The organism is Vibrio sp. V10_P2A27P122 (assembly GCF_963874335.1).
Taxonomy (GTDB): domain Bacteria; phylum Pseudomonadota; class Gammaproteobacteria; order Enterobacterales; family Vibrionaceae; genus Vibrio; species Vibrio anguillarum.
On record NZ_CAWNHY010000088.1, the window covers coordinates 1 to 22,285 of the forward strand.

Below are 22,285 nucleotides of genomic sequence, written 5' to 3' on the forward strand. Positions count from 1 at the left end.
AACACTGCAACAAAAAGAAAACGTAGGTGTGGGTAAAAAAGGCGCTAACACCAAATAAACAGAACTTAGGTTAAAGAGTTAACTTTTGACTGATATAAAAAAGGGCCCGTTTGATTATAGGCCCTTTTTGTTTGATTTTATGATTTGATATTAAGGAAAGCCGCACCACGTACGCCGCCTGAATCACCATGTTTTGCTTTGATGATCTTCGGACATTTCGCGACAGAAAGCAGGTATTTCGGTACGCGTTTAGGCATCTCTTGGTAGATCAATTCAAAGTTTGATAAACCGCCACCGAGTGCAACAACGTGTGGGTCATTGGCTGTGAAAATGTTGGCAAAACAGATGGCAAGTAGTTCCATAAAGCGCTCAACATGCTCAACGGCTTTCGCTTCACCTGCTTCATTGGCATGAATGATATCAATCGCTTTTTTGTGCTCGCCATAATAGTGCTCGTACAATAGCTCAAAACCGCGGCCAGAGAGATAACTGTCTAAGCATCCTTTCTTGCCACAACCACAGCCGAGCATCGGCGCGTTATCGCCAAGATGTAACCATGCATCAAGAGGCAGACGCATATGACCAAACTCCCCCGCGACGTGGTTACGGCCAGAGAACACTTTCCCTTCATAGATAAGGCCGCCACCAAAACCTGTGCCGAGAATTAGGCCCATAACCGAAGGCTCATTTTTCAGCTCATCGTCCCATGCTTCAGAAAGCGCAAAGCAGTTTGCATCGTTTTCAATCTTCACGCTGCGGCCAATTTTTGCTTCTAAATCAGCGCGTAACGGCTTGCCTTTTGCAGCAGGAACGTTGACGGTTAATACCGTAGCATCATCAGCATCTTCCATACCCGGTAGGCCAAGGCCTATTTTGCCTTCCACACCCAATTGCGCGTCATATTTACTCACCAACTGCGCAATGGTTTCAACTAGCAGATTGTAGTCGTTTGTTGGGGTAGGAACGCGCTCCGTTGCTACGCGTTCTAACTTCTCATTAAACGCACCAAACTCAATTTTAGTGCCACCGACATCAAAGCCGTAGTACATGCAATCTCTCCTAAAATTTGCTCATCAATGAGCTAAAAATAAAACTTTGGGCATTATCCACAGAGCTCAGCCTACAATCCGTGACCGAGTACCAATTTATCTGGTCTATAGGTTCGATTGAACAATTACTCATCACCGAATCGATCAACTTTAGAGTCACGTCTCGCTTTGCTGCTGGTCGATGAAACGTTTCAAGACTGGCCTGCTCAAATCATGCTTTAGGCGGGTTTTGCTCAGCAAGTAACTTTCTCGAAACACTTCAAACCATTGGCTTAATAGCAGAGAGGCTTGATGCTCACCCACTTCAGCCAATACCAACGACGCCACTTCAGCCGTTGATAAATGCTGCTCATTATCAGATTTACGCATCATATATTGCGATACGCTTTTAGGTGCGATAGACATCACCGGAAGCGCATCCAAATAAGGTGATTTGCGAAACATTCGTCTTGCCTCGCGCCAGCTTCCATCAAGCAATATCAACAGTGGTTTGCGTTTATCGTGCGCGCTGGGAGGGCTTTGCATTACTCGAGGCTTTTCATCCACATACTCTTCGGGAAAAATGACGACTGGTTGATAGGCGGGGTTATTCAACAGTGCTAACATTTCCGCGTGAGGTTCGGTGCGATTCCACTGATAAACGTAAGTTTCTTTAATCACATCGGCAATTAGTCGACCAGTATTACTGGGTTTAAATACTTCATTTTCAGAAACCAGCAGTAATACTGCGATATCCGTATCCATATCCGGTTGATGGCCGCATAAGCAGTATTGCGTGGCGACCTGACAATAGGCGCAACGTTCAACTTTCGCACCACGAGCTTGAAAAGGTTTGGTCGATAACGCTAAGCGATGTTGGAACAAATGGTTAAATGCGTGGATTCTCATAAATCAGGGCGGCAAGCTGGAAAGTGCTGCCGATTGTACTTACAGTACAAGCAGATTCCTAGCACAAGACCATTGAAGATGAGCCATTAAGCATGAACCTGAACCCTGAATTGATCCGTTTGAGCGTATTTTTCGCTGTATTTATGCTTTGTGCGCTGTGGGAATGGTCTTGCCCACGTAAAACACTCACCCAAAGTAAAGCCACTCGCTGGCTGAATAATTTAGGTTTGGTTGGTTTAAATAGCGTGTGCTTATCGCTATTGATGCCAGTGTTAGCCATTGAAGCGGCTTATTGGGCGCAGCAAGACTCGATTGGTCTTTTTAATTGGGTGGATTTACCACAAGTGGCTGAAATTGCGCTGTCAGTTATTATTCTTGATGGCGTGATTTACGCCCAGCATGTGCTTTTTCACTTCTCTCCTTGGTTATGGCGTTTACATCGCATGCACCACGCTGACCAAGATATTGATGTGACCACTGGCTCGCGGTTTCACCCATTCGAAATGATTCTCTCTTTGTGGATCAAAATCACTTGCGTGATCATGTTGGGTGTCAGCCCATTCGCGGTATTGATATTTGAGGTTGTGCTCAATGCGAGCGCGATGTTTAACCACAGTAACGCAAAATTACCGTTGAAAATGGACCGTTGGCTTCGCTGGTTGGTGGTGACACCTGACATGCATCGGGTGCATCATTCAGTCATTGTGCGAGAAACTCACTCCAATTTTGGTTTTTTCTTGTCATGTTGGGATCGGCTATTTCGTACTTATCGTGCGCAGCCAGAATTGGGCCATAAGCAGGTCATTATCGGCCTACCACTCTTTCGAGCGAAGCGTGAGCAGTGGTTGGATAAAATGCTTACCCAACCATTTAGAAAAAAGTGACAACGTCATGAAAATACAGAAATTCGCACTGGATAAGCTAGTTGAGCGTATATTTATGCAACATAGCCTGCTGTTCACCCGCAACTTCAGCTACCTGCTCTGAACTTTCGACCATGGCTTCAAGCTGTAATTTGGTTTGCTCGCCTTGCGATGAGACTTGGCTGATAGATTGACTTACATCGGCCGTCGCTCGCTCTTGCTCTTCTGTTGCAACGCTTATCTGCTCAACTCGAGCACGAATCTGTTCCACTGCTTTTTCTATCTGCTCAAATGTTGTTTTGACTTCTTGACTCGATTGCAGCGCATTACTCATCTCTTGGCGCGAATCCGATACCGCTTGACGAGAGCGCTGCGTTGCATTGGTGAGCTCATTCATCATGTCCCGGATATTGGTGGTTTGCTGTGATGTATCGCTGGCTAATTTGCGTACTTCATCGGCTACAACCGCAAAACCACGCCCTTGTTCGCCAGCTCTTGCTGCTTCAATCGCGGCGTTCAACGCCAGTAAGTTGGTACTGTCAGCAATACCGCTGATCATATCCACCATCTCGCGAATTTTCTTCACGCGCTGGTCAAGCTCGTGCATTGCTTCATCGTTTAAATGCAGTGTATTTTCAAGAGATTCCAAGCGAACACGGTTTTGTTCCACTACTTTCACCCCTTGCGTAGAAAACTGGCTGGCAGCCACTGATTCTTCATAAGATTCACTGGTCACAAGCGCGATATTCCGAATCGCCGATTCCAACTCACTCACGGTGGAAACCATGTTAACCAACGAATCATTTTGTGCGGCTAAACTGCGGTTGGATTTATCGGCTGCATCGTGACTGGTTTCGGCATTTTGGTAGAGCATTTCACAATTGCGCGTTACGGTAGAAATTGAATATTTTGTTGATTCAATAACTTGGTTTAGTTGTAGAGCAACTTCTTTAAATTCACTCGGGCCAATCAAGCGAGCGGGTTGAGAAAAATCGTGTTGAGTTAATAATGCAAGCTTGGCCAATAAGTTATTCAGCCCCAGCTTTAGCCAGTGGCGTAACCCTAGCCATGCAAGTAAAACCAAAGCGACCAGAATAATGCCGCCAGTATATTGTACTTGCTTAACCATTAGCATTGCGTCATGAACCACGTTCTCACTGTGTTTGATCAACTCACTTGCGGTGGCAGAAATCGTATTTAGCAGTGCTACCGTGTCTTTGGCTAGCTGCGCAGCTTGTGCCATTTCTTGTCGCTGCTGCTGTGCTTGCTCAATTTTATTTAAGATCAGTGCCAAGATGCCATGCTCAACAAAACCCGCTTTAACCATTTCATAAGGTGCCGTCAGGCTCGCAAACTCTATAACATCAGGATGCCACTCTTTGAAATCATCAAAGGCTAGCTCAATTCCCGCCATGCGATTACGGATTTCCTTAAATTGCACTTTGGCCTGTTCAGGATCGTTTTGCATCATTAACAGTAAGAAGGTACTTTCCATCGAACTTGCACTGGCAATAAAGCGGTTAGCCGCATCCATCGATTCCGGGTTATCTAATGCGAGAAATGAACTGATCCGGTTCATCTCCGGTCCAATGGAGCTTAATCCGTAACGAAACGCGGTGGCGGCGTTATCGATAGCATTCTGCTGTTCAAGCAAAGAGGCCTGCGTTGATAAAATAGAATAGGTGAGCTGCTGAAAAGCCGCACTTTTGCTGCGTAACGACACTTGATGATCTTGAGTAATCGCGTTACCGATACGAGTAGCGATGGAGAAAAGCTGGTCAGTAAGTTGGTCCGTTTGCTGGTTCAAGTGGCTTAATTGCTGGTTTACCGCTTCTAATTCTGCCGATTCCGTTGTGCGAATGCCATCTCCGAGAGATTGTACTTGTTCTAATATATTTTGCGTCAACCTTGCATTATTTAATGCCAAAGGTAGTGTTTGTTCAGACAATCCAGAAAACTGTAGCCCTACCTTATCGATGCTTTTTAAACTGGTGATGGATAAAAGGATCACCAGTAACGTCATCGTGATGAAAATGGCACTGATGGTTTGAATCAACGACAGTGAATGTCGGTTATTTATTGAGGAATTCATGATAAATGCAACTAAGTGATTAGAGAATGTGTTAATGCTCAACCATAGTAGGAATGCAATATTTCAAAAATGTTTCAGTTACATTTCATTGGGATGATAAATGATTAAAAGTCCAATACTCTTCGCATTATCAATAACTAGTGTACTAACGGGTTGCGTAGGATCTCCTATTTCGTCCAATTCTGGCCCTGCTTATGTTACTCAAGAAGAGATTCTGTCAATTGTCCAAGATAAAGACGATGGATTAGGCACGGTTTTTCAGCGCTGGCAAGGAGTGCCGTACCGATTAGGTGGTGAAACATTGAACGGAGTCGACTGCTCAGCATTTGTGCAAATAGCGTTTAAAGATGTATGGCAGATCCCTCTACCACGAACCACACGCTCACAGAGTCAAACGGGTTTTGAGGTAAATTATCAAAATGCGCAGCGCGGGGATTTGGTCTTTTTTAGAACATCAAGGACGAGCAATCATGTTGGAGTCTATCTAGGAGACAAAAAATTTATGCACGCCTCTACGTCTAAAGGTGTGATGATCTCAAGAATCGATAACCCCTATTGGGCTTCTAAATTCTGGCAATTTAGGCGGATTATAAGCCCGCCTAACTCTGATTAGTCATACTTCAATTAGTCGTACTTCGCAACGGCAGTATCGAACAGATTCTTCACTAAGGCGATGTATTCATCAAGAAAAAGGATCTGTTCATTGGTCGCAGGTTTACTCCAAACACCCGCCAATACTTCACCAAGATCTTCCACTACAGAATCGGCTTCTTTGAGCAACTGGAATCGAACACTGGAATGTAGCTCAGGGTTTTGTTCAAAAATAGCCATGATGTTGCTTGAAACCATGTCGGTCACAACATCTTCTACACTTTCAGCGCCAATATCTCCGCCTGATGTGAACACATCCATATTAAAAGAGAGATGCTCTATCAGAGCCAAATAACCATCGGTTTCTACAACCACTTTAATTCTCCGCTTTACCGCTAAATTGCTAGTAATCACTGTACCTTCAATAATACTAAGCCATGTCAGCCCATTTTCACAGATTTGATAGTTTAGACGTTCAAATTTCCCGCGATTTCTTGATAAGCATCTATTTCACGAACATTTATTTTCCCCAAAGTAGGATACGCCATCCTATAAATTGGGTTACTAGCACCTAAGCAAGATCAACTTATGAAAAATATAGCGTTATTTTTAATACTATTTCTGTATTCGCATCTGCAAATTCTTGCACTTAATCACATTTATGAGCATTGGTGCTCCCTCAAAAGGAAAGTGGCTAAATTATGTGTCACGCACTTCTGAAATATTCGTAACCATGACCTAAACTACGAATTATTAAGTAAATCAAGGCAGAGGTCGTTATGTGGCAAACTCTCATTCAGCAGTTATCCGATACGCTCATGTTTGAATTTAACCCTGTTGAAAAAGAAAAAGTCAGCGGTGGTGACATTAGTGATTGCTACATGATCAGCGATGGCGAGCAACGCTATTTTGTTAAAGTGAACACACGAGACTTCTTAGCTAAGTTTGAGATTGAGGGTGAAAACCTACGTTCGCTTCGTGAAACGTCAACAGTACAGGTTCCCGAGCTAGTGATGATTGGAACCAGTAAAAATCATGCTTTCATTGTTCTAAACTATCTACCAACCAAACCCCTAGATAACGCGACGAACAGCTATGAGTTCGGTGTACAACTGGCCAAACTGCATCAATGGGGAGAACAAAAAGAGTATGGGTTTGATGCAGACAATTATATTGGTTCCACTTTGCAGCCAAATCCGTGGGACAAAAAATGGGGTCGTTTTTTTGCGGAACAACGTATCGGCTGGCAATTGCAATTGTTACGTGAAAAAGGGATTGAACTGTTCAATATCGGCGAGTTGGTCGACGTTGTCCAATCTCGCTTAGCTAACCATAGCCCTCGCCCATCTCTGCTGCATGGAGATTTGTGGCATGGGAATGTGGCAAACTCGGTATTTGGTCCAATTTGCTACGATCCTGCTTGTTATTGGGGTGATCGTGAATGCGATATCGCAATGACAGAATTATTTGAAGGTTTTCAACCTGAGTTTTACCAAGGCTATGAGAGCATCTTACCTTTGAGTTTGGACTATGTGGAACGTAAGAATATTTATAACCTCTATCATGTCCTCAATCACTACAATCAATTTGGTGGCCACTATCTGGTCGAAGCGGAAAGTTTGATCAAGAAAATCCTCTCCTTTTAACGGTGTAAACAACCGAGCTGTCGAGCTGTATAGACAACAAATGAGCCTTAATAAATGGCTCTTTTGTTGTTTTATGGGCCAATTCAAAGTTTGAACTTAATTTGCCGCTTAAAGGAACTTAGCGACTTAGTATTAAGGTATCTCCAAGGATGTAAGGAAAGAGATATGAAAAATTATACGGAAAGAATGGTCAACTGCCCTCACTGCGGTCATTCCATTAGGATCACCCTAGATGCATCAAATGGTAGCCAAGAGTTTTATGACGATTGCCCCGCCTGTTGCCATGCGATTCATCTCAATATGATGGTCGATGAACGTTTAGACAAAATAGAGTTGTTTGTTGATGCCGATGATGAACAAATCTTTTAAAAAGTGAGCGCTTGGCAAGCGCTCTTCTTAATGGTTACGTGCAACACGCCAAGCCCTCCTATCTAGCCTAATCAAGCTTTATCTAAAATAGATTTCACGACATACAGCGCGACGAGCAACCTTCCCAATAAACATTAGGTAATTTCATCAGTTTTTCATGGAGCTTAGTGTGACATTTCTTTATCATCCATGCCTACGCGATAAGTTGATTATTGGTCGCGATTTTTGCTTGTCCTTCCTCTGGAGATATTTGTGCATCGTTATAAACAAGAAGCTTCAAATTTAATCAAATTGGCAACACCTGTGTTGATTGCCTCTATTGCTCAAACTGGAATGGGCTTTGTAGATACTGTCATGGCTGGTGGTGTGAGTGCGATTGATATGGCTGCGGTATCGATCGCGGCAAGTATTTGGCTACCTTCGATTCTGTTTGGTGTTGGGTTGTTAATGGCGTTGGTTCCCGTTGTGGCACAACTCAATGGTTCAGGGCGGCAAAAGAAAATTCCTTTTGAAATACAGCAAGGCGCAGCGCTAGCGTTGTTTGTCTCTATTCCCATTATTGGTGTTCTTTTTCAAACTCAATGGATTTTGGGGTGGATGGATATTGAGCCGTTGATGGCTGAAAAAACTAACGGGTACATGTACGCCGTGATGTTTGCCGTACCTTCTTATTTACTATTTCAAGCATTGCGCAGTTTCACGGATGGTATCTCACTGACGAAACCCGCCATGGTGATTGGTTTTGCGGGCTTATTAGTTAACATTCCACTTAACTGGATTTTCGTATACGGAAAATTTGGCGCACCAGAGCTAGGCGGTGTGGGTTGTGGTGTGGCGACGGCAATTGTCTATTGGTTGATGTTTTTTATGCTGCTGTTTTATGTCGTCACTTCTAAACGCATGGCGCACATTAATATCTTTGGTGAATTCCATAAACCACAATTGAAAGCGCAAATTCGCTTATTCAAGCTTGGTTTTCCTGTGGCGGCAGCGATATTTTTTGAAGTTACTCTATTTGCTGTGGTCGCATTGTTGGTCGCTCCACTCGGTTCATTGGTGGTGGCGGCTCACCAAGTCGCTTTGAATTTCTCATCATTAATTTTTATGTTACCGATGAGTATCGGCGCGGCAGTGAGCATCCGTGTTGGCCATAAGCTGGGCGAAAAAAATATTGAAGGGGCAACCATCGCTTCGCAGGTTGGCTTGTTAGTCGGTTTATCCACTGCAATTATCACGGCGACGTTAACGGTTCTATTTCGTGAATATGTGGCTTTGCTTTATACGGAAAACCAAGCCGTTGTAGCCATGGCGATGCAGTTGCTTATTTTTGCGGCTATTTATCAATGTATGGATGCGATTCAAGTCGTTGCAGCAGGAGCGCTACGTGGTTATAAAGACATGACGGCGATTTTTAATCGTACCTTTATCGCTTATTGGATGATTGGCTTGCCAACCGGCTATGTATTAGCAATGACAGATTTCATTGTCGAGCCTATGGGTGCAAGTGGGTTCTGGATAGGATTTATCGTTGGCTTATCTTCTGCTGCTTTGATGCTGGGTATCCGCTTACACTGGATGCATCAACAAGCCGATAGCGTGCAACTCGATTTTGCATCGAAATAACGGCTTGATTCTCTGAATTTCAACGTGGCGAAAAGGCGTTGCGATGAAATAATAAGGTCAGACATTGTCTGGCCTTATTTATATTGCTGGCCTTTCTCTCATAAAACGTGCAAATCTTGGTTTCCCTTCTGCAGTGAGATCATTAAAACGAAAAGTAATAATGGATCCGATCTTTGGCGGATTATTTCTGATCTCATCAGAAAAACCGCTGCCGATATAGAACTCAACACCGTTTTCTAAGCGCACTAGCACTGATCCCATCATACCTTGATACTTGCCAGAACCCAGTTTATAACCAATGACCGTAGCTTCAGCATCTTGGTGTTTTTTAAGCTTAAGTAAATCGTTACTGCGGCCGGCTTGGTAATGGGCATTAATTTTTCGCAGCATCACCCCTTCACCCTGCCCATCAGTTACGTTGTCTAAATACCCAAGCAGCTCTTTTTCTGAGTGAATTGGTGAATGTTCAATATAGGTAATGTGCGGAACATTCATGAGTGAGGATAAGTGGATGAGATTGCGGTATCGCTTTTGGTAGTCACCGATCGCTTCGGGCATATCAAACAGCATAAAGCGGATGCTTTGCCACGCTTCATCGGTTGGTATGGTATCCAATACCGTTTGTTGAACGTGATGAAACTGACCTCGTCCAGCCCAAAGCTCTCCTTCTAATGCTTTATTAGGTAATGGTGCAGTAAACCAAGCAGGCGCATTGATCTTATTACCATTACGCGTATGAAGATATTGTCCATTCCAGACAGCGCGAATTCCATCCAGTTTTTCACTTTTCCAGTACTCAGCAACATCAATGCCATGTTGGTAACTATTGGCTGCTGTGACCGGAATAAACATCTGAAAGTTTTCCGTTGCAGTGACAGGAATTGTGTTCAATAAAGCGATGGAGAGTAGCGATAGTTTCAGTTGCATGCCATCAGGCTCGATCAATCAAAATGTGGTACATACTTAACACGTGCCACTCATATGAAAACCATAAACAAGATAAATTGCGATGAAATTCATACTCAATCATCTCTAAAAAACAGCTTATTACATAGACAGTTACGACATGTAGATAGTGTTTTATCAGCCTTTTAAACCTGAGCGTTTTTAGGCTGCACGTGTGTATTCAAGCCACTCCAAATGATTTTGCCCTGCTTTTAAGCCCATGTCATAGCCTATGTTGAGCAAAGGTAACTTCATCGTCAATCTCTTAACGGGAAACCCTTCAGGTGGCGCGATTACTCGAATGATGGCATCAGAAGGTGGATTGCGAATAAATTCAAGTGATTGGTTGTAATGTTTCGCACGAAATAGCATTGATTTAGCCATATTTGGATGGCGTGAAAAAAGTTTTTTCATCATCCACTTACTTTTAGGGGGCGACATGATATAGCTAAGTGGATGTGATAAAACAACCGTAATATCTCGTGCTCCACGGCGATACGCTTCTTTAACCGGGATCGAGTCAGCAACCCCTCCATCAGTGTAGCAACCACCATGGAAACAAGGCGTGTGCTTATAAACTATCGGTAGAGCGGATGTGGCTTCAATGGCCGTGCTCAAGTTTTCTTGAGTCACTCGATAATAATCGGCTTTACCCGTTTCGATATTGGTTGCAACGGCAAAGAAAGGGACTGAGTTAAACAGTTTGTCTTCATCAATCGGATAACGTCGGTTGGACTCATCGATTAGCCAACGCACATCGACGAGATTTCCCCCCTTAATAAAGCGAATTGGGTTAAAAAAAAGACGGTCGGTGGCAAGCTGAGTTACAACGTGATAACTGCGTCTCGGTTGCTTCGCAAGGTAGCCGATTAAGTTTGAAGCTCCAGCTGAAACACCTAATACAAAATCAAATGGGTTGTGCTGATGTTGTAAAAAACTATCCAAGACTCCACTGGCAAAAATGCCGCGCATCGCACCACCTTCAACCACTAACGCTTTCATCATGATTCTCTCTCTGTACTTCATCGTTAAACGTTATGGTACGGAAAAAATCAGAAAGACAATAATAGGTTCTCTTTATCACTAAGATAGGCAAAACCGAACCAATGTCAGTCTTGATAATGACGATTCAAAAATCGTAAAAGGTCAGACGCCTCATCATCGGGCAGATGAGGCGCTATGATCAGATATTAGCCGTTTGCGCTTGCTGAACTTTTTGTAAACGAGAAAGGAATTTGATCCATCCTTTGGCATGGCTTGATGGGTTTAGGTTTTCAGCTTGCTTGGCTTGGTATAGAGCATTATCGAGTTGATTGAGTTTGTACAGCGCATGAACTCGCGCTAACGCGACATCGGCTTTTTTCTCGCGCGTGGTGACTTTATCCAACGCCTGTAACGCTTCTTTAAATTGCCCTTGCTGGTTGTACAGCAGCGCCACTTGCCAATAATATTGCTCATCCTGTTCAGCTGCTTTTGTCCACGTTCTGATCGCTGATTGCCATTCTTTGGCTTGCTGCCAGTAAGTGGCTTGCTCTTTCAGTAAAGTTAAGTCTTGATCAGCATCAGATAATGTTTGCAGAACTTGCGCCGCACGTTCTGGAATGCCGTTTTGCGCATACAACTGCGCGAGCAAGTGTTTATCCTTATCGGTTAGTTCCACACCTTGTAATTTGGCTAACGCTAAACTGTTTAATGCTTGACGACGCTGATCTAAACGCAGATGTAAACCGACTAACTGTCGCCACCAACTGGCTTGGTCAGGCTCCAGCATGATCAGTTTTTCTAAAGTTGGAATGGCCGCCTTCCATTGTTCTAGCTGAAGCTGCGCACCTAATTTAAGTGACAGTGGGTTTTTAGTATTAAGTGGTGTCACGGTTTGGTATTTATCCAACGCATGTAGCACTTTTTTCCATTGTGCAATTTGGTAGTGGGTTTGTGCGATACGCAACCACAGATCGTCTACTTTCTGTGAAGGAGGAACGGATTTCAATAATTGGTAGTAGTGCGGTAACGCCTTTTCAAATTGTTGTTCATTGACATACAGATCAGCCAACATACGTTCGGTGGTCCATGCCTGCTCATCTTGCAGCTCTCCACTCTCTACAGCGTACTTGATCTGTTTGACTGCCGCTTTGGGCTGACCACTTTGCCAATAAAACACACCAAGCATCCGGGCAACAAATGCTTTATCGTAAAGACGTGACGTTTCAACACTGCTCAGTACCTCAATGGCTTGAGTGAGGTTCTCTTCTAATGCAAATTGCTGTGCTTTTTGCACTTTCAGGACTGTTGTCGCACTTAATTCGCTCGCATTTAAAGAGAGCGAGCCGATAACAAGTGATAAGCCAATCAATATACGTTTCATCATTTGGCAATTTTAAACTCCACAGTCACGGTTTGTCCCGGCTGCTCAATGGCTTTACCGTCGACAATCTGAGGTTGATACTTCCATTTTTTCAGCGCTTGCATCGCTTCACGCTCAAACATACGTTTAGGATTGGCATCGACGACATTGATATCGACGGCTTTTCCTGTTGTATCAATGGTAAAGCTTAATGTAACGAAACCTTCTACGCCTCGCTTTAGAGCTCGGCTTGGATAAACCGGCTCGACACGATATAACGGCATTGCTTGCTGGTTTGAGCCAAAATCACCAAAGGTTGGTGCGCTAATCGCCACCCCATTAAGCGCTGTATCCAAACCCAAAGCTGGTAAACTAGTGAGTGATGTCGCGGCCGTAGCGGTAGTTTGTGACTCTGTCACTTGTGCTTGCGGTGGCGGCTCAGGCAACTTTAAAGGTTCCGGAACGCTACGTTGGCGACGCTGTAAATCGTGTTCTTGTTCCATCATCACCATGTTAAATCGCAGTGCTTGAGTTGGTTTTACAGCGCGTTGGTTACCGTTATCCACCATCCACGCCATAAAACTGAACAACGCCAGCGAAATCGCTCCTGCAATTGGCAAAGCAAGCAGTAAACGTCCCATTAACGTTTCTCCGCCGCCAATGCGATATTTTTCACTCCGGCTCCTTTGGCCGCATCCATCACTTTAACAACCGTACCGTTATAAGCATGTTCATCCGCTTGAATCACTAACGCCGCATCTGGTTGTTCGAGCAACAGATGTTCTAGGGTGGCCTCTACACGTTCAACATCAATCAAGCGTTTGTCGATGTAAATATCATTGGATGCATTGATAGCGACAAAAATACCCGCATCTTTCTGACTCACCGCGTGAGAAGCTTGAGGACGGTTAACCTCAACACCTGATTCACGAACAAATGAGCTGGTGACAATGAAAAAAATCAGCATGATAAAGACGATGTCGAGCATCGATGTTAAGTCTATCTGCGCCTCATCATTTCTTGGCTGGCGTCTGCCTAATCTCATCGCAAACTCCTTAACGATTTTTCTAATTTTAATTCAAGTAGATGACACTTTTTTGCAAGACGAGCATGCACAAACATGCCCGCAAGGGCCGCGACCATTCCGGCCATTGTCGGTAATGTGGCCAATGAAATGCCAGATGCCATCAATTTAGGATCGCTACTGCCTTGATTTGCCATCACATCAAACACAGAGATCATTCCGGTGACTGTGCCGAGCAGCCCTAACATTGGGCAAAGTGTGACGAGCAGTTTGATCATGTTAAGGTTGTGGCGCAGCATCTGCTGTGCTTCACCAAGCCAACCCTCGCGAATGGCATGGGCATACCATGAATGGTGTTCCGCGCGTTGATGCCATTGCTCTAACCACCCTTTTCGATATTTAGGAAAGCTCAACACCACAAACAGTACGCGTTCGATGATCAACAACCAATAAAGCGCCACCACCCCAGCTAGCCACCATAAGACGATACCCCCTTGCTGCATAAACTGCTGTAAGGTTGTTAGCCAGTCATTGCTGAGCAGTGCGCTTGGCAATACGCTGTTCATTACGCCGCATTCCTCATTGAAGCTTGGCATTCTTGTTCTGCTTGCGCAGCAACGAGGCCAATACCCTGTTTTTCTAAAATAGAGCGAATATTTTCGGCTTGAGAGCTTAAGATATTATGAGCTAATAATAGTGGAATCGCAGAGACTAAACCCAGAACGGTAGTCACCAAGGCCATTGAAATACCGCCCGCCATTACTTTTGGATCACCGTTACCAAATTGTGTGATCACTTGGAAGGTTTCAATCATGCCGGTTACCGTACCCAATAGCCCAAGCATCGGCGCAATCGCAGCTAATAACTTCAGCATCGATAAACCTTTTTCCAAATGCGCTTGTTCATCGACCACCGCTTCCAGCAAGCGCAGCTCCAACGCTTCTACGCTGCGATTTTGCTCTTTGTTATAGACGCTGAGTACACGCCCCAATGGGTTATTACCAATTTTCTGTACATCTTTAAGCTGCGCTTTGATCTTGTGGTGAGTCATCACCAATGCGAAGCCGCGATAGAAAGCAATGATTAAACCAATACCAAGCAGTACCAAAATGATGTTACCGACCGCACCACCCATTTGTAGCCGCTCGGCTAACGTTGGCGTAAGGGCTAGCTGTTCAAGCATGATGCCACGCGAAGGATCGACCACTAAGCTTTCGATTTCTCCCGTATTTAGGCCAGAGAAAATAGGCCCATTGTCCGGTTGTTTCAAATAAGCGGTGGCGGCTTGTTTATCCCCGTTCCATTTGACATAACCTTGCTCTGTCACCAAACCAAAGGTTCCAATACGATAGGCGGCCACATTTTGCGTGACACCGTCACCATTGATAAATGCGATCTGAACGCGGCTTAGCTCACCACTGGCGATGATCTGTTCAACATAGCTGTGCCATAACCCCGTCAGCTGCGGCATCGAGGGTAAAGATTTTGCGGCGACAATTTCTTGTACTCGCGATGTATACTGATGGCGATCAACCGCAGTGATGGAAGATTCCAATTCACTGCTTAATGCTTTGGCATTTTGGCGTACCACACCAAACAGCTCTCCAAGGCTTCCTGTTTCTAAGCGAAGCTGCTCTTCTAAACGTGCTAGTCGGTTTTCATTATTACTGAATTGCGTGCTTAGCTTATCCGCTTGCGCTTGTAAATCTTGGCGCTGAGCTTTTAGCTCTGCTTTGGCGCGGCGTAGCTGCTGTTCGGTTTGTTTAAAACCCGCTTCGCGTTCGATATTGTGCTGCTGCTGCTGTTTGTTTTCCACTTTGGCGTTGCTGACTAATTCCGTAGAAGCAAAGCTGTTGAAAGCCAATAGTGTTAAACAGAGTGATGAGAGAGAGAAAACCATCTTCATTTGTTTTGCTCCTCTACTAACTCAAGTGAAACAGGAATCGTCATTAAGTTTGGTGTAATTAAATTGTTGGCCATTTTGAAAGCGGTATCTAAATCGGCATATAGCCCACTATCGACATCGGTCCATTGGTGCGAGTTTTGGCTCCAGCTCCAATACTGTTTGCCATTTAAGCTACGAGCCACCAGCGATAAACGGCCAACGTATAAAATGTCAGCTTCAATGGTTTTGTTTTCATTGAGCACCACTGCGCCTTGATAAACACCCAGTTTAGTCCCGTAATCAATTTCGATTTGGTACGCTTCAAGAATACGGCGGTATTTTTCAGCATCGCTGACATCCGATCGCACCATCATCGATTCCAGCTTTTCTAAACGCTCTAAACGCGTTTCGCGCTTTAATGGTTTGTCGTTTTCGATTAGGGTACGTAGCCCGTCGATCATCTGATACATCAAAGGAACGATGCCTTGGCGAGTCAGTTTTATCTCATCAATTTGTGACGATAGACTTTGCGCTTCCTGATTCTGGTTTTCCACCAGCGATGCCAAGTGATTACGATAAATAGTGAGATTTTTCACTTTTTCTTTTAACTGATCGATGTCAGCTTGCATCAGCAACGCTGATTGAGAACTGTTATTGATGTTCTGTTGGCTGGCGACTGAAGCCGAATTGGTTTTATTTTGGATGGCATTCGCTTCACTGAGTGTAGAAGCATTTACTGCGAACAAACTGGTAGTCGCCACCAAGGACAAGCTGATTTTTAAAAGATTCATAGACGTTATTCATTACCTTCAACGAAGTGTTATCACCTTGTTGATAAAAGCTCTCATTATCATCAAGGATCGCATTCTAACGATTTTTTCCGGTGCAAACAACCACAGTATGCGGCGAACACTCTTTGTTGATGAGTTTTAAAGCCACCTACCCTTTATTTACCTTTACTGACCCCAAATTGCCAAACAGACTTCATTAAACTTTTGACTTTTATTTTGACCACTCGCCAATGTGTGATGGGCCGTATAGGTGCGGTATTTAGCAGGTGTTGGTAGGTTTTTTCGCTCAAACGCCCCTCTTTGCCGTGTGCAAGAAGCAGTGTTTCTGGGTTGAGCTTGAAGATCCGTTCAAGTGACTGGCGATATTGATTGGGATGGAAAATAGGAAAAGGGGCAATCAACTGCTTTTTCACTTCAACCATTAAATCGGCAACATACACAATGCCTTGCTGTGCATGGTAGACAGACAAATCTCGGTCGGTATGCCCTGGAGTTTCTAAGATTTGCCATTCGTTAAAATGAGGAATAGTGTCGCCATCGTTGAGCTTAATGTCAGGCTTTAAGACACGTGGATACCATAAATTCTGCCGCGGGCGGCCTAGGCGATTCGCCATCCAACGCGCAAGCGCAAGATCGGCTAGATGCATACAAAATCCGTCCAAACCACGATACCAATCATGATCTTTATTGGCAGAGACAATTTTACAACCCGTTAATGCACGCAATTGATCAGCTGCCCCAGCGTGATCTGGATGCATGTGAGTTACCACAACGGTATGCAGATGAGAAAAAGGACGGTTCAGTTCATTCTCAATGAAGTGCTGCAACGTAGGAATGTCTGCTCGACTTGCACCGTCTAGCAGTAATAATCGTTCTGGATATTCAGCCAGATACATATTCTGAATATAGCCTTTGATCGTATGTAGCTTCACCGTTATCCCTACTTGACAGATCAGACCTCCTGCCTGATGTTGGATAAGCATAGCATTAGCGAAAGTGATGTCCAAAGCGCGTCGTCTCTCATTTCCATCAATTTGAAGACAAAATAGAAGGCGCGCGCTATGCTGAGCTGGTTTTAATTGTGTAGAGATAACGCTATGAAGCCTATGATTATTGGCCACCGCGGAGTGGCCGGCCATTACCCTGAAAATACGCAAGTGAGTGTGCAAGCCGCTATTGATTTAGGCCTAAAGTGGGTTGAAGTGGATGTGCAACCGACTCAAGATCACATATTGGTTGTTTGCCACGATCACACCATTGATCGTTGCAGTAATGGTAAAGGGCGCATTGATTCTTATACGCTTGAGCAATTACAACAGTTCGATTTTGGCGCTTGGTTTGATCCTCAATTTGCAGGCGAACCCATCATGACATTAGAGACGTTGCTGACACTCGCAAAGCAGCACAGCCTTGGTTTAAACATTGAAGTCAAAGTGGATAAACACGATGTTGCTCAAGTCGCTGCTCAACTTAAAGCGCAACTGGATCAATGTGGATTACCGAATGAACAGATTGTTCTCTCCAGTTTTAGCCACGCTATCATGCGCGAGCTTTATCAGCATTGTCCGGGTTATAAATTGGCGGTGTTGAGCGAGCGATTAACGCGTAAAGATAAGCAAGTGTTAGCCGAAATTGACGCCTTTGGCTGTAACCTTAATTATCAATGGATCAGTGCAAAACACATTGCCGAGTTACATCAAGCGGGTTACCAAATTTGGTGCTACACGGTGAATAATCCAAAAAAGTTCAAACATCTCAACTCGGTTGACGCCATTTTTAGTGACGATCCACAGTGCTTTTTGTAAGCCTGCAAGCGTTTAGCTGACTGGTAGAATCTCTTTATTGAGAATGATTCTTCATAATGCGCCACTCTTCCACTCTGTCATCACTCAATAATATGGATGATTTCCTAAGGTACTCTCTATGATACTTGACTCATCGTTATGGATTTGGATCCCGCTGCTTTTTGCCGTTATCTTCAGTTTTCAAAAGCAGTTACGTCCAGCATTCACCTTGCTAGCACTGTCGTTAGTGGGCGGATGGTTCACAGACCGATTATCGTTAATGGCCCTGCTGTATGTCGCCATTGGATTATGTGGTGCTTATTACATTCCACAACTGAAAGGCCGCTGGAAATGGTTTGCTCATGGTGCGTTGCTATTATGGGCAATTGCACTGCTGCTGCATGCTATTCCAGGTTTTAATAATCCTAAAGTGCTGGATAATGTGCTTGCTGGTGCAAATAGTGCCCCCTTTCGTCTCTACTTGAACCTAGATAAACCTATGGTATTTTTTGCTTTGCTACTCGCTTGGCCGCCACTCCTTGGCAACCATCAAACCATTCGTTGGGCCGCGATCGGTAAAGTGTCGATTCCTCTTTTTGCTTTGCTTTTTGTCGCATGGGCGCTTGGCGCGATTAAGCCCGAGTTATCTTTACCGACTTGGTGGTGGCTCTTTGCTCTCAATAATTTGCTTTTAACCTGTGTGGTGGAAGAAGCATTTTTCCGGGGCTATTTACAAAAAGCCGTTAGTGAAAAATTCGGTCTATGGCTCGGTATTGCGCTCGCTAGTACCCTATTTGGTCTTGCGCATTTTTCTGGCGGCGTGACTTTGGTGCTATTTGCCACATTAGCTGGTATTGGCTACGGCGCGATCTATCATCTAAGCGGGCGTTTATGGACGGCTGTACTCTTCCACTTTCTCTTTAATTTTTCCCACCTTATTTTCTTCACTTATCCAGTATGGGTACAGCGTTAAAACCTCTAAGCCAGCTGAAGTTTTCGCTGGCTTTTTTCTTTTTATCAGTCGATGAAATACCTTATTGATAGTTTAGTGACAACCGTTATGAACAACTGAGTATAAAACGAATTGTTCTCATTATTCCTATTTTTGGCCTAGGGTTTATGGTCAACGTCATGTTGATAATAATACTCCAGGGAGGAGAGAATGAACCAGAAACAAACGTTATTGGCGATTGCGCTAGCAGGCTGTTTCAGTACCGCTTATGCAGAAGAAAAGGTGTGGATTTCCATTGGTGGTGACGCGACGCAAACGGCGCTTCGCTCTGGAGCCCAAAGCCTATTACCTGAAAATCTTATCAATCAAACATCAGTATGGGTTGGGCAAGTACCAGTAAGCGAGTTAGCGACGCTTTCACATGAAATGCACGAAAATCATCAGCGATGTGGTGGTTATATGGTGCACCCTTCTGCACAAAGTGCGATGAGTGTCAGCGCAATGCCGCTGAATCTAAACACTTTCAGTGCACCAGAAATAACTCAGCAAACCACCGTTAATGCTTGGTTGCCATCAGTATCAGCGCAACAAATCACCAGTACCATCACCACCTTAACCCAGTTTAAAAATCGCTTTTATACCACCTCGACTGGTGCTCAAGCATCGAATTGGATTGCTGATCATTGGCGCTCACTCTCTGCGTCACTACCAGCAAGCAAAGTGGAACAAATCACACATTCAGGCTACAACCAGAAATCGGTAATGCTCACAATTACAGGCTCTGAAAAACCTGACGAATGGGTGGTGATTGGCGGGCATTTAGACTCGACACTTGGCTCTCGAACCAACGAAAGCAGCATTGCGCCGGGTGCGGATGACGATGCATCAGGCATCGCGGGCGTGACAGAAATCATCCGCTTGTTGTCTGAGCAAAATTTTCGTCCTAAACGCAGCATCGCTTTCATGGCTTACGCCGCCGAAGAAGTGGGCCTTCGAGGCTCACAAGACTTAGCCAATCGTTTTAAAGCCGAAGGTAAAAAAGTGATGTCTGTGATGCAGTTAGACATGACTAACTACCAAGGTTCACGCGAAGATATTGTCTTCATAACCGATTACACTGACAGTAATTTTACCCAGTATTTGACACAACTATTGGATGAATATTTACCGTCATTAACCTATGGATTTGATACCTGTGGCTATGCCTGCTCTGATCATGCCTCTTGGCATGCGGTTGGTTACCCAGCTGCGATGCCTTTTGAATCCAAATTTAATGATTACAACCCTAATATTCATAGCCCGCAAGACACTCTGCAAAATTCCGACCCAACAGGATTGCATGCGGTGAAATTTACTAAACTTGGATTGGCTTATGTGGTTGAAATGGGTAATGCCTCAACACCGCCTACACCGAGTAATCAACTGAAAAATGGCGTACCTGTGAACGGTTTATCGGCCAGCAGAAATAGCAAAACCTGGTATCAATTTGAACTGCAGGAAGCGAGCAACTTGAGTATTGTATTGTCAGGGGGAAGCGGCGATGCCGATTTATACGTTAAGTATCAAACTGATGCTGATCTACAGCAATACGACTGCCGTCCTTATCGCAGTGGCAATAATGAAACGTGTCAGTTCTCCAATGCTCAACCGGGCCGCTATTCTATTTTGCTGCATGGATACAACAATTACAGCAATGCAAGTTTAGTGGCGAATGCTCAATAAACAGCGCAAAGAAAAGCCAGCCGCAAGGCTGGCTAATCGATTAACTCTCAGCATCGGGCTGGTTTTCTGGTGCGGCGACAATAAACGCAGGATGAGCACGAAGCTCTGCAGTGATTTGTTTGATGATCGGAAACTGCGCCATATCAAGATTAAAGCGCTCTGCGTTATACACTTGTGGTACTAAACAAACATCCACTAAGCTCAGTTGATCACCAACACAGTATTCTCCTGATACTGTGGCCAATTTCTTTTCCAAGGCATGAAACCCCGTGGCTATCCAATGCCGATACCAGTCTCCTTTTTGACTTTCATCCACGGCCAGTTCACGCGTTAAATATTGTAAAACTCGGAGATTGTTCAGTGGATGAATATCAATAGCAATGTCTTGCGCCAGTGCTTTAATCTGATATTTCTCTTTACCTGATAGCGGAACCAAACGTACTTGGGGATACTGGTCATCCAAATATTCGATGATGGTTAACGACTGAGTAATGCAATGCCCGTTATCTTCTAGTACCGGAATTAACTCACTCGGGTTGAGAGCGCTAAACTCGGCTGAATGTTGCACTCCGCCCTCCTTAACTAAATGGATAGCAATCGACTGGTAATCGAGCGCCTTGAGGTGAAGTGCGATGCGTACTCGGTAAGCGGCTGAAGAGCGCCAATACCCATATAACTTGAGGCTACTCATGACCCTTTCACCACGCGTTGATCGATTAAACCAAACAGGCTGTTCCCTTTATCATCACGCATTTCTAACGTTATCCTGTCACCAAATTTCATAAATTCGGTGCTTGGTTTACCGTCCCGAATGGTTTCAATCATTCGCACTTCTGCAATGCATGAATAGCCGACTCCCCCTTCAGCAATCGCACTGCCAAAATCGGTTCCCTGTTTATTAGAAACTGTACCAGAGCCAATAATAGTGCCCGCGCACAATGGGCGCGTTTTTGCTGCGTGAGCAATTAACTGTGGGAATTCAAACGTCATGTCCACGCCAGCATTGGGGCAACCAAATGGTTTATTGTTATAGGTTGATAGCAATGGCAGGTTGAGTTTTCCGCCGTCCCAATGGCAGCCTAGTTCATCGGGTGTCACAGCGACAGGAGAGAATGCTGAAGACGGTTTGGATTGAAAAAACCCAAATCCTTTAGCAAGCTCTTGAGGGATCAAACCACGCAGCGACACATCGTTAACCAACATCACCAATCGAATCGCTTGCGCCGCTTCACTTAGGGTTGCACCCATTCTGACATCATCGGTGATCACGGCCACTTCGGCTTCAAAATCAATTCCCCATGCTTCATCTTGCATTTGAATATCATCACGCGGTCCAAGAAAAGCATCCGAACCACCTTGATACATTAACGGATCACTCCAGAAACTTTCAGGGATCTCCGCTCCTCGTGCTTTTCGTACTAACTCAACATGGTTGACGTAAGCAGAACCGTCGGCCCATTGATACGCTCTAGGCAGCGGCGAATGACACAAGGTTTGATCAAACAGCATCTCTTGCAGCAATTCGCCTTCATTCAGCGCCGTATAAATTTCGCTGAGCATCGGTGCGGTTTCCTGCCAACGGTCTAAGGCTTGCTGTAAATGCTCGGCAATCTCAGGCACAGCAACGCATTTTGATAAGTCATGGCTGACCACAACCAATAACCCATCTCTTGTGCCGTTTTTTAGCGTAGCTAACTTCATGTCACTTCCTTATTCT

The 22,285-nt window shown here is 44.6% G+C and carries 23 protein-coding genes; 8 read left to right on the forward strand and 15 right to left on the reverse strand.

Annotation, left to right across the window (positions count from 1 at the left end):
* Positions 1–137: 137 nt before the first annotated feature.
* On the reverse strand, positions 138–1,049 hold the full coding sequence (gene nagK / locus AACQ17_RS04705) for an N-acetylglucosamine kinase (protein ID WP_017047631.1): 912 nt from the start codon (positions 1,047–1,049) through the stop codon (positions 138–140).
* A 156-nt stretch (positions 1,050–1,205) separates the two neighbouring features.
* Positions 1,206–1,937, reverse strand: a complete 732-nt coding sequence (locus tag AACQ17_RS04710) for a tRNA-uridine aminocarboxypropyltransferase (protein WP_017042509.1) — start codon at positions 1,935–1,937, stop codon at positions 1,206–1,208.
* Between the two features lie 92 nt (positions 1,938–2,029).
* Between AACQ17_RS04710 and AACQ17_RS04715 the strand changes: the two genes are divergently transcribed.
* A complete protein-coding gene (locus AACQ17_RS04715; RefSeq protein ID WP_017047630.1) occupies positions 2,030–2,821 on the forward strand; it encodes a sterol desaturase family protein in 792 nt (263 codons plus the stop codon).
* Between the two features lie 37 nt (positions 2,822–2,858).
* Here the strand turns inward: AACQ17_RS04715 and AACQ17_RS04720 are convergent, their stop codons facing one another.
* Positions 2,859–4,934, reverse strand: a complete 2,076-nt coding sequence (locus tag AACQ17_RS04720) for a methyl-accepting chemotaxis protein (RefSeq protein ID WP_094167596.1) — start codon at positions 4,932–4,934, stop codon at positions 2,859–2,861.
* A 58-nt stretch (positions 4,935–4,992) separates the two neighbouring features.
* Here AACQ17_RS04720 and AACQ17_RS04725 point away from each other — a divergent pair, with 58 nt between their 5' ends.
* Positions 4,993–5,505 carry a C40 family peptidase gene (locus AACQ17_RS04725; RefSeq protein ID WP_094167598.1) on the forward strand — a complete coding sequence of 171 codons (513 nt, stop codon included), beginning with the start codon at positions 4,993–4,995 and terminating at the stop codon, positions 5,503–5,505.
* Positions 5,506–5,516: 11 nt separating this feature from the next.
* Here AACQ17_RS04725 and AACQ17_RS04730 read toward each other — a convergent pair whose 3' ends face one another.
* A complete protein-coding gene (locus AACQ17_RS04730; RefSeq protein WP_026027237.1) occupies positions 5,517–5,858 on the reverse strand; it encodes a DUF3802 family protein in 342 nt (113 codons plus the stop codon).
* A 404-nt stretch (positions 5,859–6,262) separates the two neighbouring features.
* Here AACQ17_RS04730 and AACQ17_RS04735 point away from each other — a divergent pair, with 404 nt between their 5' ends.
* The 3 genes from AACQ17_RS04735 (at position 6,263) to AACQ17_RS04745 (ending at position 9,121) form a co-directional block, all read left to right on the forward strand.
* Entirely contained in the window at positions 6,263–7,129 is an 867-nt protein-coding gene (locus AACQ17_RS04735) for a fructosamine kinase family protein (RefSeq protein ID WP_013856861.1), read from the forward strand.
* Between the two features lie 165 nt (positions 7,130–7,294).
* The gene (locus AACQ17_RS04740; protein WP_010320526.1) at positions 7,295–7,498 is read left to right on the forward strand and encodes a CPXCG motif-containing cysteine-rich protein; all 204 of its coding nucleotides are present in this window, start codon (positions 7,295–7,297) and stop codon (positions 7,496–7,498) included.
* 252 nt (positions 7,499–7,750) lie between these two features.
* Complete coding sequence (locus AACQ17_RS04745) at positions 7,751–9,121, forward strand: MATE family efflux transporter (RefSeq protein ID WP_026027236.1); 1,371 nt, start codon at positions 7,751–7,753, stop codon at positions 9,119–9,121.
* Between the two features lie 78 nt (positions 9,122–9,199).
* On the opposite strand, the gene AACQ17_RS04750 is transcribed toward AACQ17_RS04745, so the two are convergent.
* The 9 genes from AACQ17_RS04750 to AACQ17_RS04790 form a co-directional block, all read right to left on the reverse strand.
* Positions 9,200–10,048: a DNA ligase gene (locus AACQ17_RS04750; protein ID WP_026027996.1), complete on the reverse strand. Its 849-nt coding sequence runs from the start codon at positions 10,046–10,048 to the stop codon at positions 9,200–9,202.
* 180 nt (positions 10,049–10,228) lie between these two features.
* The gene (locus AACQ17_RS04755; protein WP_017047626.1) at positions 10,229–11,092 is read right to left on the reverse strand and encodes a patatin-like phospholipase family protein; all 864 of its coding nucleotides are present in this window, start codon (positions 11,090–11,092) and stop codon (positions 10,229–10,231) included.
* Positions 11,093–11,249: 157 nt separating this feature from the next.
* Positions 11,250–12,434, reverse strand: a complete 1,185-nt coding sequence (locus AACQ17_RS04760) for a tetratricopeptide repeat protein (RefSeq protein WP_094147899.1) — start codon at positions 12,432–12,434, stop codon at positions 11,250–11,252.
* Positions 12,431–13,051, reverse strand: coding sequence for an energy transducer TonB (locus AACQ17_RS04765; RefSeq protein ID WP_094147900.1), 621 nt, complete (start codon positions 13,049–13,051; stop codon positions 12,431–12,433). The genes AACQ17_RS04760 and AACQ17_RS04765 overlap by 4 nt, the downstream gene beginning before the upstream one ends.
* Positions 13,051–13,455, reverse strand: coding sequence for an ExbD/TolR family protein (locus AACQ17_RS04770; protein ID WP_013856855.1), 405 nt, complete (start codon positions 13,453–13,455; stop codon positions 13,051–13,053). The genes AACQ17_RS04765 and AACQ17_RS04770 overlap by 1 nt, the downstream gene beginning before the upstream one ends.
* Positions 13,452–14,000 carry a MotA/TolQ/ExbB proton channel family protein gene (locus AACQ17_RS04775; RefSeq protein ID WP_013856854.1) on the reverse strand — a complete coding sequence of 183 codons (549 nt, stop codon included), beginning with the start codon at positions 13,998–14,000 and terminating at the stop codon, positions 13,452–13,454. Before AACQ17_RS04775 ends, AACQ17_RS04770 begins: the two co-directional genes overlap by 4 nt.
* Entirely contained in the window at positions 14,000–15,340 is a 1,341-nt protein-coding gene (locus AACQ17_RS04780) for a MotA/TolQ/ExbB proton channel family protein (protein WP_094146977.1), read from the reverse strand. The genes AACQ17_RS04775 and AACQ17_RS04780 overlap by 1 nt, the downstream gene beginning before the upstream one ends.
* The gene (locus AACQ17_RS04785) at positions 15,337–16,110 is read right to left on the reverse strand and encodes a DUF3450 domain-containing protein (protein ID WP_094167600.1); all 774 of its coding nucleotides are present in this window, start codon (positions 16,108–16,110) and stop codon (positions 15,337–15,339) included. The genes AACQ17_RS04780 and AACQ17_RS04785 overlap by 4 nt, the downstream gene beginning before the upstream one ends.
* A 155-nt stretch (positions 16,111–16,265) precedes the next feature.
* Positions 16,266–17,042 carry an MBL fold metallo-hydrolase gene (locus tag AACQ17_RS04790; RefSeq protein WP_094148047.1) on the reverse strand — a complete coding sequence of 259 codons (777 nt, stop codon included), beginning with the start codon at positions 17,040–17,042 and terminating at the stop codon, positions 16,266–16,268.
* 165 nt (positions 17,043–17,207) lie between these two features.
* On the opposite strand from AACQ17_RS04790, the gene AACQ17_RS04795 reads away from it, so the two are divergent.
* From AACQ17_RS04795 to AACQ17_RS04805, 3 genes are all read left to right on the forward strand, one after another.
* Positions 17,208–17,915 (forward strand): glycerophosphoryl diester phosphodiesterase, encoded by a 708-nt coding sequence (locus tag AACQ17_RS04795; RefSeq protein WP_013856850.1) that lies wholly within the window; start codon positions 17,208–17,210, stop codon positions 17,913–17,915.
* Positions 17,916–18,033: 118 nt separating this feature from the next.
* Entirely contained in the window at positions 18,034–18,867 is an 834-nt protein-coding gene (locus AACQ17_RS04800) for a CPBP family intramembrane glutamic endopeptidase (RefSeq protein WP_094148046.1), read from the forward strand.
* 189 nt (positions 18,868–19,056) lie between these two features.
* The gene (locus AACQ17_RS04805; RefSeq protein ID WP_088728859.1) at positions 19,057–20,568 is read left to right on the forward strand and encodes a M28 family metallopeptidase; all 1,512 of its coding nucleotides are present in this window, start codon (positions 19,057–19,059) and stop codon (positions 20,566–20,568) included.
* A 40-nt stretch (positions 20,569–20,608) separates the two neighbouring features.
* Here AACQ17_RS04805 and maiA read toward each other — a convergent pair whose 3' ends face one another.
* Both maiA and AACQ17_RS04815 read right to left on the reverse strand, forming a co-directional pair.
* The gene (maiA, locus tag AACQ17_RS04810; protein ID WP_094148045.1) at positions 20,609–21,259 is read right to left on the reverse strand and encodes a maleylacetoacetate isomerase; all 651 of its coding nucleotides are present in this window, start codon (positions 21,257–21,259) and stop codon (positions 20,609–20,611) included.
* On the reverse strand, positions 21,256–22,269 hold the full coding sequence (locus tag AACQ17_RS04815) for a fumarylacetoacetate hydrolase family protein (RefSeq protein ID WP_094148043.1): 1,014 nt from the start codon (positions 22,267–22,269) through the stop codon (positions 21,256–21,258). The genes maiA and AACQ17_RS04815 overlap by 4 nt, the downstream gene beginning before the upstream one ends.
* Positions 22,270–22,285: the final 16 nt, after the last annotated feature.